Genomic DNA, 12,202 nt, shown 5'->3' with positions numbered 1-12,202 from the left:
CCTGTTGCCCCGCTTTCTCGTCTGTTGAATTCGGCCCGCCGCGTTCCGCCAGGCGGCGCGGCGTCCTTGTGATCAGTCTGCCCGGCGCGCCGCGCCTTCCTTGTTCACCCGAACTTCGATTGCGCGCGCGTGGCCTTCCAGCCCTTCCCGGCGTGCCAGCTCCATGATCGTCGCGGCATTGGCGAGCAGCGCCTGCTTGCTGTATTGGATCAGACTCGATTTTTTGATAAAATCGTCCACGTCGACCGGCGAAGCGAAACGCGCCGTGCCGTTCGTCGGAATGATATGGTTCGGTCCGGCAAAGTAGTCGCCGACCGGCTCGGAACTGTACGGGCCGAGGAAAATCGCGCCCGCGTTCTCGATCAGGCCCAGGCAGTCGACCGGATTCTGCACCATTACTTCCAGATGTTCCGGCGCCAGCCGGTTCACGACGGCGATGCCTTCTTCGAGGCTCCCGGTCACGATGATCGCGCCGTAGTTCTCGATCGAAGCCCGCGCGATATGCTCGCGCGGCAGCAGCGACAGCTGCCGCTCGACCTCGGCGGAGACGTATTCCGCCACGCGTTCCGACGTCGTCACGAGAATGGCCGAAGCCAGTTCGTCGTGCTCCGCCTGCGACAGCAGGTCGGCCGCCACGTATTCCGGGTCGGCCGTCTCGTCCGCGAGGACGACGATCTCGCTCGGTCCGGCCAGGCTGTCGATATCGACCAGCCCGTACACTTCGCGCTTGGCCAGCGCGACGTAGATATTGCCCGGCCCGCAGATCTTGTCGACCCGCTCGATGCTGTCCGTGCCGTAGGCGAGCGCCGCGATCGCCTGCGCGCCGCCGACGCGGTACATCTCGGTCACGCCGGCTTCCGCCGCCGCGACGAGAATGTACGGATCGATCCCTTCGCGGCCGCCCGTTGCCGGCGGCGTGACCATGACGATCTCCGGCACGCCCGCCACCTGGGCGGGAATGACGTTCATCAGCACGGAAGACGGATAGGCGGCTTTGCCGCCCGGCACGTAGACGCCCACCCGGCGCAGCGGCCGGATGATCTGTCCCAGCAGGCTGCCGTCCGGCTGCAGGTCCATCCAGGAATTGCGCTTCTGCCGTTCGTGGAAAGCGCGGATATTCGCGGCCGCGGCCGCGATCGCTTCGATAAAGGACGGCTCGACGCGGCTGTAGGCCGCCTGCAGTTCCGCGTCCGTGACGCGCAGCTGCGAAGCTTCGAGCTTCGTGCGGTCGAGGCTCTCGGTGTAGCGCAGCAGCGCCGCGTCGCCTTCCGCCTTGATGTCGCCGACGATCCGCTTGACGATCGCGACCTGCTCTTCCGAGCCGTATTCCACGTCCCGGCGCAGATCGAACTGTGCCGCTTGTACGATCTTCATGGGGGTTCCTCCCGCTTCTTGTAATCAGGGTCCGGGGTCGGGCAGAGTCTCCGCGTACACTTTCACGCAGCGCAGCGCGACGCAGCGTCCCGTCCCCGGCGACCGTGTTAGACTTTTGCCGTGCCGGCGCCCGGCATGACCTTCTCCAGCTTGTCGCACAGCTGCTGGATCGCGTCGTTCTTCATCCGGTAGCTGACCCGGTTCGCGATCAGGCGGCTCGTGATGCCGAAGATGCTCTCCAGCTCCACGAGTCCGTTGTCCTTGAGCGTCTGCCCCGTCTCGACCATATCGACGATCCGGTCGGCCAGACCGATCAGCGGCGCCAGCTCGATCGAGCCGTTCAGCTTGATCACTTCGACCTGCTCGCCCTGCTCGCGGAAATAACGCGCCGCGACGTTCGGATATTTGGTCGCTACCCGCAGATGGATACCCGGCTGCCGGTCCGGCAGCGCGATGACCGACATGCGGCAGCGCGCGATGCCAAGATCGAGCAGTTCGTATACGTCGCGGTTCTCTTCGAGCAGCACGTCCTTGCCGACGATGCCGATATCGGCCACGCCGTATTCGACGTAGGTCGGCACGTCGACCGGCTTCGCCATGATGAACTCCATATTCGCTTCCGGAATCGGAATGACCAGCCGGCGCGAGTCGTCCACGTCGTCCGGAATGACGATGCCCGCTTCGCGGAACAGCTGCGCGGCCTTTTTGTAGATGCGCCCTTTCGGCATTGCCACCTTCAGCACTTCTCCCATGCTTCTCTCCTCCTCTTGTCAAAAGATTCTATATTGGCTTCCTTCGATTCAACTTCCTTCAGACTTCCTTCAGACTTCCTTCACGTCGGCTTCCGCTTCCGTTCGGACTGTGATCCGTGCCCGAATCGCTCCATGATGCGGCCCTCTTCGCCGATCGCCGCCGTTCAGTTCGCCGGCGCGTTCTCCGCCGTCAGGCGCAGCACCCGGCTGTAGCGGCCGCTCTCGCTCTCTTCCCCGGCGCTCTCCGCCGCAAGGCGCGTGACCGCGGCCCCGCCTTCCGCCCGGATACGGGCGGCTTCGGCCAACGCTTCGGCCCGCCGGTTCGCTTCGTACACGATCAGCGCCGGGCGTTCTTCTTCGCCCGCCGGATCGTCCACGCCGTCGAGAATGCGCGTCGTCTTCAGCGCGAAGCCCGTAGCCGGCACGTCGCGGCCGAACTGCCGCAGCAGATTGTCGTAACGGCCGCCGCTGCAGACCGGGAACCCGAGTTCCGCCGCGTAGCCTTCGAACACCATGCCCGTATAATACGAGAAATCGCCGATCATCGTCAGATCGATCAAAACATGCTGCGACACGCCGTAGTCGACCAGCGCTTCCCAGACGCTGCGCAGATGCGCAAGCGACTCCTGCGCAAGCGTATGGCCGCTCAGCCCGGCCGCCTGCTCGCAGACCTCGACCCCGCCGCGCAGGCGCAGCAGCCCTTCGAGCTCTTCCTGCTGCTCGGGCTTCAGGCCGAGCGATTCCGCCGTCTCGCGGAAGCCCACGTAATCGCGATGCAGCAGCCGCTCTTTGAGCGCCTGCTGCGCGTCCGAGCGATCCGGCAGCGCTTCGTCGAACAGCCCGTTCAGGAAGCCGACATGCCCCATGGCGAACTTGAACGTGCCGACGCCGGCTGCCTGCAGCGAAGCGATCGCGAGCGCGATCACTTCCGCGTCCGCCTCCGGCGAACGGTCGCCGACGAGTTCGACGCCCGTCTGGAAAAATTCCGCTTCGCGGCCCGCTTCTTCTTCGATCGCTCGGAACACGTTCGCGTGATACGACAGCCGCAGCGGCAGCGGTTCTTCGCGCAGCAGCGACGAAGCGACGCGCGCGATCGGCGCCGTCATGTCGGAGCGCAGAACGAGCGTCTGTCCGCGGTTGTTGAGCAGTTTGTACAATTTGCGGTCCGGCGTGGAACTTGCGATGCCGACCGTATCGTAATATTCCATCGTCGGCGTCTTGATCGGGTCGTAGCCCCAGCGGCCCATGCAGTCGAGCACGCTGCGTTCGATCCGGCGCAGCCTTCTCGTCGCGCGCGGCAGATAATCGCGCACGCCGACCGGTTTTTCAAAGCCTTTCGGTTTGGACATGATTTTCACCTCTATGAGTTCGTCTCTGTACACAGTCGGGTCTCGCCTGTTACGCATTACCCTTATTTATATTCACCATATCGGAAAGCCCGCCGCCGGGCAACCGCAATTGTCGGCGGCCTGCCGGGCAGTATGGCGGAAAATGGAAAGCCCAACACTTTACTATGGTACCGTGATAACATGGTAGTAAAATAAAGCGTACGACTATATTATCATTTTGTCCGTATTGGAGTCAACGAGGAACAACTAATAAATACGACCTTCAGAGCAGCAAAAAAGCTTTTCCCCAATCGGGAAAAAGCTTTTTCGACAAAAGAGGCGCGCCCCGGCCGATCAGGGATTCCGATCGATCACAGATTGCGATCAATTACAGATTACGGTCGGTCGCCGATACCGGCGCGGACGGACCCGTTTTCTTTTTACGCAAAGACCCAGGTACGCTTCCGAGCAGCACCCACGCCCCCGGAATCCAGCGCAGGACAACCTGGGTGACGATCCAGGAGACGACGAGCGAGCAGACCAGCCCTCCGTACACCCAAATCAGATACGTCATCGAGCTCATCGGCACCTGATCGAAGAACCAGTCTTTCGTATCCCGGTAATAGCCGAGGATGAGCGGATGGACGAGATAGATCGCAAACGACAGCTCCCCGAGCCGGGTCAGCAGCTTGATCAGCCATTTCGGCCCTTTGCGGTACAGGACGAACGATACCCGCATCAGCACAAGCGCCGTAAGCATCGTGTGCAGATTCCACAGAATCTCGTACCAGATCGTGTCGACGATCAGGCCGTTGAGACGTACCTGCTGGTAGAACCAGATATGCACCCCCGCCACCGCCGCCCACGAGATCCACAGAATCCCGTTCCAGATCCACGCTTTCGTGCGCAGCTTGTTGAGGTCGTTCATAAGCCAGCTCCGTACCTTGTCGAAATGAATCGCCAGCACGGCGCCGATCATGTAATAAGACAGATATGTAATCGCGAGACTGCCTTTGCTCTGATACTGCCATTCGTATTTGTTCCAGATCACGAACGCCCATTGCAGCACAAGTCCGATCGGAATCGCCCAGCGCACGAACCATTTGGACGACTTGAACAGCTTCAGCATCAGCGGGAACAAAATGTAGAACTGCACGCTGATGTACACGAAATACAGATGCGTATACGCGGTGCCTTCACTCAGGTTTTTCCAGTAGCGGCCCAGCATCTCCCCGTACGTTTCGGTGCTCGTTCCAAGCGTTCCCGCCACGTGCATCTTATAGATGAAATAAATGACCGAGAACAGCACATAAGGCAGCAAAATGTAGAGCAGCCGTTTTTTGTAGAATCCTCCGATCAACTTGCCGTCCAGCGGACGGTTGAAGTAGTTGTAGAACAGCACGAAACTGCTCAGCATAATAAACGAAGGCGTCCCGTATCTGAAAAAGACGTTAAGAAAGTTGATGAGGTAAAAAGCTTTCAGTTCGACGGATTCGACCGTCGCGAGCGAGGTGGCATGTACGTGCAGCACGCCCAAAATGGCCAGCGCGCGAAATGTGTCCAGCTGCGGCAGCCGCTCTTTTTTGATTGAAACAGAACTCAACTCCATTGCTCCCTTCCGCGATGTTGCGCTGCGAACGTGCGCAGCGATCTGGTTGCCTGATCGTTCCATGCGGACTTCGTATCGGCTACCGACGAAGCGAAAAACGGGATGGCGCAAGCGCCTCCCGTTGTCCGCTCTCTTCGCATTATACCCGACGGCGCAGCTTCGTATCCCTTTTTTTAGTCGTTTTTTAGGAAATTTGCGTTTTTAAGGTCGATTTTTTTACAAAATTAAGGATTTTTCCGTTCGATGACCCGCAGCGGATTGCCGCCGACGAAAGTGCCCGGCTCTACATCGCGGTAGACGACCGAACCGGCCGCCACGACCGCGCCGTCGCCGATCGTCACGCCCGGCAGAATCGTCGTGTTGGCGCCGATCATGACCTCGTCCCCGATAATGACTTCGCCGAGCCGGTATTCGCGAATCAAATACTCGTGCGCGAGGATGGTCGTGTTGTAGCCAATGACGGTGTTGCGTCCGATCGTAATCTTTTCCGGGAAAAAGACATCGACCATGACCATAAGGCCGAAAGCCGTATCCTGGCCCACTTTCATGTGGAGGATACGGCGGTAGATCCAGTTTTTCAGTTCAAGCACCGGGCAGTAGCGGGCAATTTGGATAAAAACGAAATTTTTGACGCCTTTCCACGGGCTGACCGTCTTGTAGATCTGGCGCAGCGCGTTGGGACCGTCTTCGACGAAATGGCGCTCCGTTTTTCTCATGCTTCCCGACGCTCCGTTCCGGTCAATTCGTACAGGTCGCGCATATCGTGCAGCATATGGTCCGGCCCGTAGCCGGACAGCTCCTGTTCGCCTTTGAGCGACCAGGCGACGGCCGCGGCGCGCACGCCCGCGTTCTGGGCCGATTGGATATCGGCCGGACTGTCGCCTACCATCAGCGCCGTCTCGGCTTCTGCGCCCATTTTCTCCAGCGCCATCCGCACCGGTTCGGCATGGGGCTTCGGATGCGTCACATCGGTGACGGTCACGACCGCTTCCATGTACCGGTACAGGTCGAACATCTCCAGCACTTTCATCGTCGTCGGCCGGATCTTCGTCGTGACGACGCCGAGGCGGATCCCGGCCGCATGCAGGTCATGAATGACCTGCTGCACATGCGGGAACGGCTTGACCATCGAATCGTGGTGAGCCAGATTGTAGGCGCGGTAAGCCTGCTCCAGCTCGCGCACATCGTCGAGGCCGGAGAAGACGCGCAGCTGATTTTGCAGCGTGGTGCCCATATGCGGAATGATCGTCTCCCGCGTCAGCGAAGAGCCGGTCACCGTATTCATGAAAGAATCGATGATAAGCTGATTGGTATCGATGATCGTGCCGTCCAGGTCGAACAGCACGGTGCGTATTGCCGGATTCATGAGGTTCTCACTCCTTGCGCAGAGGATCGTCGCCCGAAGGCGGTGTGCGTTCCCTATCGGACGGCGTGGCAGCGATGCGGTCGGTCTCCGATCCCGTCTCCGCGCGATGGCGCTCGTCGATCGCCGGAGGCGCGTTTTCCGGTCTGGACGAGACGATCGGATCGGAATACCGGATATTGGCCTGGCCGTTCATGCGACGGATCACGATCAGCGCGATCGCGATAACGAAGAAGAGGATCGCGACCAGCTGCGAGATCCGGACGTTGCCGTAAGCCGGGTCGAGGTAACCTTCTTCGAAGCCGAACCACGTCATCGGCGTCCACATGCCGTGGATCAGCGAAGCCAGCCAGCCCGGTCCCTGGAACGCGAGGCTGTCGGTGCGCAGCGCTTCAATGAAGAAGCGGCCGATCGCGTACCAGATAAAGTAGCCGATAAAGATCTCGCCGGCACGCACGAACTTGCGGCGGCGGATCACGAAGATCAGCAGGATGCCCAGCAGGTTCCAGCACGATTCGTAGAGGAATGTGGGATGATGGAACACGCCCTCGATATTCATCTGGTTCACGATAAAGTTCGGCAGGTGCAGCGTATCGCGCAGGAAGCTTTCGCTCACTTCGCCGCCGTACGCTTCCTGGTTGACGAAGTTGCCCCAGCGGCCGATCAGCTGACCGGCCAGCAGACCCGGCGCGCAGAGATCGGCGATCCGCCAAAAGCTGTATCCCTTGATACGCGTATAGACCACGCCGCAGATCACGGCGCCAATCAGCGCGCCGTAAATAGCGATGCCGCCTTCCCAAATGGCGAAAATCTTCAGCGGATTGTCTTTGTACTGGTCCCATTGGAAGGCCACGTAGTACAGCCGCGCGCAGATGATGGCCGACGGAACGCCGAACAGCAAAATATCCATAAACAATTCCTGCGGCAGCCCGAAACGCTTGCCTTCCCGCATTGCGATCAGCATGCCGGTCACGGCACCGAGCCCGAGAATCAGCCCGTACCAGTGCACGGCCAGCGGACCGATGCTGAAAGCGATCGGATTGATCGCCAGTAATGCACCCATTCTTGTTCCTCCCCGTGCGTTTGCCGCATGAAATGTGAAGCAGTCGACGCCTTAGTCCAGATCGTCCGCGTCGTTATCGATCGTTGCGGTCAATTTGTGCGTAAACTGCTGGGCCGCGTTGTAGCCCATACGCTTCAGACGGAAGTTCATCGCCGCCACTTCGATAATTACGGCCAGATTTCGGCCCGGTCGTACCGGAACCGTCACGAGCGGCACATCCGTATCGATGATGCGCGTCGTCTCCTCGTCGAGTCCCAGACGGTCGTACTGCTTGTCCGGCTGCCAGTTCTCCAGCCGCACGACGAGCGTAATGCGCTTGTGGTTGCGGATCGCGCCCGCCCCGAACAGCGTCATCACGTTGATGATGCCTACGCCGCGGATCTCCAGCAGGTGACGGATCAGTTCCGGCGCAGTGCCGTCGAGCTGGTTGTCGGCGCTCTGACGAATCTCGACCGCGTCGTCGGCGATAAGCCGGTGGCCGCGCTTGACGAGTTCCAGGGCGGTCTCGCTTTTGCCGATGCCGCTGCTGCCGGTAATGATGATGCCTACGCCGTACACATCCACCAGCACGCCGTGGATCGTCGTCGTCGGCGCCAGCTTGCGTTCCAGGAAGCCGGTAACGCGGCTGCCCAGGCTGGTCGTCGACATGCCGCTGCGCAGAATCGGAATATCCCGCTCTTCGCCGAGAGCAATCAGTTCTTCCGGCACGTCAAAAGACCGGGTGACGATAATGCACGGCGTCTCTTCGCTGCAGAGCCGGCTCATCCGGTCCAACTTGTCTTCTTTCGAGAGCATATGATAAAAAGTCAGCTCGGTTTTGCCCAACAGCTGAATGCGCTCCGGCGAATGATATTCGAAGTATCCGGCCATCTCTAGTCCCGGCCGGTTCAGGTCGTCGACGACGATCGGACGGCGCAATCCTTTTTCGCCCGATACGACTTCAAACTGAAACTGTTGAACCAGCTCGGCTACTTTTACCTTTTTAGCCATTGCGTATTCTTCCCTTCTCTCGGTCGTTCTTGTATGGAATCGTCGTGCCGCTTCTAAACGCTATCTTATTCATCGTAAAGGAAATACAGATCGAAAGCAATGCTCGTTCGCTGCCCGCCCCAAACGAAAAAGCCGCCCCGGAGGGCGGCCCTGTAAGCTCTTTCGGAGAGCAGCCGAATTATTTGACGTCGTAGAAGACGTTCACTTCGGATTCTCTTTCGAAGATGTGCGCTTTGTTCATGTCGATTGCCAGTTGAACCTGGGAACCTTCACGTACGTTCGAACGTCCGTCTACACGGGCGATCGTCGTGTCGCCGCCGAGGCCTGTCAGGTACAACAGCATTTCGTGACCGAGGTTCTCGGTAACTTCAACGTTGGCCGTGAAGACCGTTTTTGGCGAAGCTTCCAGGAAGACCGGCTCTTCGTGCACGTCTTCCGGACGCAGGCCCAGAATGACTTCTTTGCCGACCATCGATTTTTCGCGCAGGATTTGAGCTTTGCCGCGCGGAATTTCGACGTCAAGGTTCTGAGCCTGGAAGTACAGGCCGTCCGCTTTGTCGACCAGCGTGCCGTTGATGAAGTTCATCGTAGGGGAACCGATGAAGCCGGCAACGAAGATGTTCGTCGGGTTGTTGTAGAGATCTTCCGGCGGAGCGGCCTGCTGGATGATGCCGTCTTTCATAACGACGATGCGATCGCCCATGGTCATGGCTTCGATCTGGTCGTGCGTTACGTAGATACAAGTCGTCTCGAGGCGCTTAACCAGTTTCGTGATTTCCGCGCGCATCTGACCGCGAAGTTTCGCGTCCAAGTTGGAGAGAGGCTCATCCATCAGGAAGACTTGCGGATCCCGTACGATGGCGCGTCCCAGGGCAACCCGCTGACGCTGACCGCCGGAGAGTGCTTTAGGTTTGCGCTCAAGCAAATGCTCGATATCGAGAATCTTCGCCGCTTCGCGAACGCGTCTCTCGATTTCTTCCTTTTTCACTTTGCGCAGTTTCAGGCCGAACGCCATGTTGGAGTATACGTCCATGTGCGGGTAGAGGGCGTAGGACTGGAAGACCATCGCGATATCGCGGTCTTTCGGAGCTACGTCGTTTACGACGCGGTCACCGATATACAGTTTGCCTTCGGAAATTTCTTCCAGACCTGCGATCATGCGCAGAGTCGTCGATTTTCCGCAGCCGGAAGGACCGACCAGGACGAGGAATTCTTTATCTTTGATATCAAGGTTAACGTCGATTACCGTTGCTTTGTCGGAACCTGCGTATTTCTTATAGATATGTTCTAAGCGTACACCAGCCATTGAGTGTTGCCTCCCTGTATTGAGGATATGTGTATGAAGCAAAGCGGCTTTCTTTTATCTGTTCCCATTCTAACTTGAATACGCTTTCCTGGCTATCCGCAAACTGCACAAAAATCCGCTCAGTCTTTTGTCACTTTATCCAATAGGAGCGCAAGCTTCATCGAAACGGCGTCGCTGAAGTTGCGCACGTCGAGCCCCGTCTCCTGTTTGACCTTGTCCAACCGGTAGATCAGCGTATTGCGGTGGATGTACAGCTGCTTGGCCGTCTCGCTCACATTGCAGTTCATTTGGAAAAAAGTCGTCAGCGTCGCCAGCGTCTCGCTGTCCGCCAGCACGACCGCCCGGCCTTCGATCCGCTCCATGAACCGTTCCCGCTGCTCGCCCGGAATGCTGTAGATCAACCGCTCCAGATCCAGCTCCCACGGCAAGTGCACATGACGCGTCACATGGAACGTTTTGCCGAGAAAGACGCTTTCCCGCAAAATGCGCAGCGCCGGAACGAGTCCGTGGGCCGGCTGCAGCGGTTCCGATACCGACAGATTGAAAATGCCGGCCCATTCGCTCGCAATTAGCTCGTACAAGCCGAGTCCGAACGCTTCGAGCAGCTCGCGATCCGATTCGTCGCCTTCGCCCCGTTCTTCCGACAGATCCAGCACGTCCAGCCGATCGACGAGCAGCAGCCATTCCCGTTCGCGCAGCGGAACGACCCGCACTTCCCGCTCCAGAAACGTGGACAGCAGCTGATGCAGCTCTTCGTAGCCGCCGATCGAACTCTGCGCCCCTTCGTAGATCAACAGAAACGGAATCATCTCCGTGAACAGACGGCTTTTCAACCGCAGCGTATCCGGCAGTTCATGCGGAGCTTCTCCCGACTCCAGCCTGTCCGCCAGCCAGCGGCCCAGCTGCTGCGCTTCCGTCTCTTCCTCCTGGAGGGGCGGCGCGGAGTTCTCCGCTGCCGACGTCTGCACGAGCAGGGCAATCAATTCGCGCAGGGCAGGGTCCAACCGGTCGCTCGCGATACGAAAAGCGGTGCGTTCCGCCGTTTCCGACGAGGCATCGGCGGAGAAAAACCAGGTAGAGCCGGCTTCGACCACGCCGAGACGCATCGCTTCCACGGCCGGCCCGGCTTCCGGTTCGCTTCCGGACGGCTGCCATTCGGGTTCGACCGCGCCCATCAGTTCCTGCTGCCGCTTTTTTGAGACGCCGATCCGTTCTACCGTTCTGCCCACGATCGATTCCAGTCGGCGCCGGATGTCCTGCACATTCATAGCCCGTCCTCCAACACCTGTTTTCTTCTATCTTAACATAAATCCAAATACGCAAAAAAGCCGCATTCCGTCAAAACGGAACACGACTTCTTGATGAGCCATGAAGGACTCGAACCTTCGACACCCTGATTAAAAGTCAGGTGCTCTACCAACTGAGCTAATGGCTCTCGAAACTGGTGGAGGCTGATGGATTCGAACCACCGAACTCGGAGAGAACAGATTTACAGTCTGCTGCGTTTGGCCACTTCGCTAAGCCTCCACACTATAAAGATGGCTCGGGACGGAATCGAACCGCCGACACAAGGATTTTCAGTCCTTTGCTCTACCGACTGAGCTACCGAGCCATACTCCATAAAACCAGTTATTCAATTAAAATGGCGGAACCGACGGGATTTGAACCCGCGATCTCCTGCGTGACAGGCAGGCATGTTAACCCCTACACCACGGTTCCAGACCAAATTTAATGGTGCCGGCGAGAGGACTTGAACCCCCAACCTACTGATTACAAGTCAGTTGCTCTACCAATTGAGCTACACCGGCATATGATGGTGGAGGCTGAGGGGCTCGAACCCCCGACCCTCTGCTTGTAAGGCAGATGCTCTCCCAGCTGAGCTAAGCCTCCATGGGAATAAAGATAAAGATAGCGGCGGAGGGGATCGAACCCCCGACCTCACGGGTATGAACCGTACGCTCTAGCCAGCTGAGCTACACCGCCATATTACAAGTGCCATTTTCTTTCTTGCAATGAAGAAAGGAATGGCGGAGAGAGAGGGATTCGAACCCTCGCACCGCTAACGCAGTCTAACCCCTTAGCAGAGGGTCCCCTTATAGCCACTTGGGTATCTCTCCAAACCGGTTTTTTCCGTGAGATTATTGTTCGCCGAACAGTATCCAGGAAAATAACCCACACCAGAAAAGACATGCATCTTGCAGTTACAGGATTTGCACCCTGAAAACCGGATCCGAAACGATCCACTTCGCGTCATGAAGTGTTTGCTTACGCCGAAGTCTCAACCGAAGCAGATGCTTCCGAAGAGCCTTGCTGCGCAAGTCTATAGGATAAGCCCTCGACCGATTAGTACAGGTCAGCTACACGCATTGCTGCGCTTCGACCTCCTGCCTATCTACCTCGTCGTCTCCAAGGGGTCT

At 58.4% G+C, this 12,202-nt stretch carries 10 protein-coding genes, 8 tRNA genes and 1 rRNA gene; all 19 read right to left on the bottom strand.

What is annotated here, in order from left to right; genetic code table 11:
- Positions 1–72: 72 nt before the first annotated feature.
- Positions 73–1,374: a histidinol dehydrogenase gene (gene hisD / locus FTE24_RS18795; protein WP_150233962.1), complete on the bottom strand. Its 1,302-nt coding sequence runs from the start codon at positions 1,372–1,374 to the stop codon at positions 73–75.
- A 107-nt stretch (positions 1,375–1,481) separates the two neighbouring features.
- A complete protein-coding gene (gene hisG, locus FTE24_RS18790; RefSeq protein WP_150233964.1) occupies positions 1,482–2,126 on the bottom strand; it encodes an ATP phosphoribosyltransferase in 645 nt (214 codons plus the stop codon).
- 164 nt (positions 2,127–2,290) lie between these two features.
- Positions 2,291–3,475 carry an ATP phosphoribosyltransferase regulatory subunit gene (locus FTE24_RS18785; RefSeq protein WP_141447911.1) on the bottom strand — a complete coding sequence of 395 codons (1,185 nt, stop codon included), beginning with the start codon at positions 3,473–3,475 and terminating at the stop codon, positions 2,291–2,293.
- Between the two features lie 367 nt (positions 3,476–3,842).
- On the bottom strand, positions 3,843–5,063 hold the full coding sequence (locus tag FTE24_RS18780; protein WP_237401839.1) for an acyltransferase: 1,221 nt from the start codon (positions 5,061–5,063) through the stop codon (positions 3,843–3,845).
- A gap of 224 nt (positions 5,064–5,287) precedes the next feature.
- Positions 5,288–5,779, bottom strand: coding sequence for an acyltransferase (locus FTE24_RS18775; RefSeq protein WP_141447909.1), 492 nt, complete (start codon positions 5,777–5,779; stop codon positions 5,288–5,290).
- On the bottom strand, positions 5,776–6,429 hold the full coding sequence (ppaX, locus tag FTE24_RS18770) for a pyrophosphatase PpaX (protein WP_150233969.1): 654 nt from the start codon (positions 6,427–6,429) through the stop codon (positions 5,776–5,778). The genes FTE24_RS18775 and ppaX overlap by 4 nt, the downstream gene beginning before the upstream one ends.
- Positions 6,430–6,436: 7 nt before the next feature.
- Positions 6,437–7,489 carry a prolipoprotein diacylglyceryl transferase gene (lgt, locus tag FTE24_RS18765; protein ID WP_150233971.1) on the bottom strand — a complete coding sequence of 351 codons (1,053 nt, stop codon included), beginning with the start codon at positions 7,487–7,489 and terminating at the stop codon, positions 6,437–6,439.
- Between the two features lie 51 nt (positions 7,490–7,540).
- Entirely contained in the window at positions 7,541–8,479 is a 939-nt protein-coding gene (hprK, locus tag FTE24_RS18760) for an HPr(Ser) kinase/phosphatase (RefSeq protein WP_141447906.1), read from the bottom strand.
- A 178-nt stretch (positions 8,480–8,657) separates the two neighbouring features.
- A complete protein-coding gene (locus FTE24_RS18755) occupies positions 8,658–9,785 on the bottom strand; it encodes an ABC transporter ATP-binding protein (RefSeq protein ID WP_141447905.1) in 1,128 nt (375 codons plus the stop codon).
- A 119-nt stretch (positions 9,786–9,904) separates the two neighbouring features.
- A complete protein-coding gene (locus FTE24_RS18750; RefSeq protein ID WP_150233973.1) occupies positions 9,905–11,053 on the bottom strand; it encodes a PucR family transcriptional regulator in 1,149 nt (382 codons plus the stop codon).
- 94 nt (positions 11,054–11,147) lie between these two features.
- Positions 11,148–11,220: transfer RNA gene (locus FTE24_RS18745), tRNA-Lys, on the bottom strand.
- A gap of 7 nt (positions 11,221–11,227) precedes the next feature.
- Positions 11,228–11,312: transfer RNA gene (locus FTE24_RS18740), tRNA-Tyr, on the bottom strand.
- Between the two features lie 12 nt (positions 11,313–11,324).
- Positions 11,325–11,397 (bottom strand) — tRNA-Phe (locus FTE24_RS18735).
- Between the two features lie 31 nt (positions 11,398–11,428).
- Positions 11,429–11,504, bottom strand: a tRNA-Asp gene (locus FTE24_RS18730).
- 13 nt (positions 11,505–11,517) lie between these two features.
- Positions 11,518–11,593, bottom strand: a tRNA-Thr gene (locus tag FTE24_RS18725).
- A 6-nt stretch (positions 11,594–11,599) separates the two neighbouring features.
- Positions 11,600–11,675, bottom strand: a tRNA-Val gene (locus FTE24_RS18720).
- Between the two features lie 19 nt (positions 11,676–11,694).
- Positions 11,695–11,768 (bottom strand) — tRNA-Met (locus tag FTE24_RS18715).
- A gap of 42 nt (positions 11,769–11,810) precedes the next feature.
- Positions 11,811–11,902, bottom strand: a tRNA-Ser gene (locus FTE24_RS18710).
- A 206-nt stretch (positions 11,903–12,108) separates the two neighbouring features.
- Positions 12,109–12,202, bottom strand: a 23S ribosomal RNA gene (locus FTE24_RS18705); the annotation flags it as partial.

Source organism: Saccharibacillus sp. WB 17 (genome assembly GCF_008634075.2).
Taxonomy (GTDB): domain Bacteria; phylum Bacillota; class Bacilli; order Paenibacillales; family Paenibacillaceae; genus Saccharibacillus; species Saccharibacillus brassicae.
Note: the sequence above shows the minus strand (reverse complement) of the source record. Positions and strands in the feature narration are given on the sequence as shown.

Coding starts and splice junctions, on each gene's coding strand:
- hisD (WP_150233962.1), bottom strand. CDS start 1,374: ATGAAGATCGTACAAGCGGCACAGTTCGATCTGCGCCGGGACGTGGAA.
- hisG (WP_150233964.1), bottom strand. CDS start 2,126: ATGGGAGAAGTGCTGAAGGTGGCAATGCCGAAAGGGCGCATCTACAAA.
- FTE24_RS18785 (WP_141447911.1), bottom strand. CDS start 3,475: ATGTCCAAACCGAAAGGCTTTGAAAAACCGGTCGGCGTGCGCGATTAT.
- FTE24_RS18780 (WP_237401839.1), bottom strand. CDS start 5,063: ATGGAGTTGAGTTCTGTTTCAATCAAAAAAGAGCGGCTGCCGCAGCTG.
- FTE24_RS18775 (WP_141447909.1), bottom strand. CDS start 5,779: ATGAGAAAAACGGAGCGCCATTTCGTCGAAGACGGTCCCAACGCGCTG.
- ppaX (WP_150233969.1), bottom strand. CDS start 6,429: ATGAATCCGGCAATACGCACCGTGCTGTTCGACCTGGACGGCACGATC.
- lgt (WP_150233971.1), bottom strand. CDS start 7,489: ATGGGTGCATTACTGGCGATCAATCCGATCGCTTTCAGCATCGGTCCG.
- hprK (WP_141447906.1), bottom strand. CDS start 8,479: ATGGCTAAAAAGGTAAAAGTAGCCGAGCTGGTTCAACAGTTTCAGTTT.
- FTE24_RS18755 (WP_141447905.1), bottom strand. CDS start 9,785: ATGGCTGGTGTACGCTTAGAACATATCTATAAGAAATACGCAGGTTCC.
- FTE24_RS18750 (WP_150233973.1), bottom strand. CDS start 11,053: ATGAATGTGCAGGACATCCGGCGCCGACTGGAATCGATCGTGGGCAGA.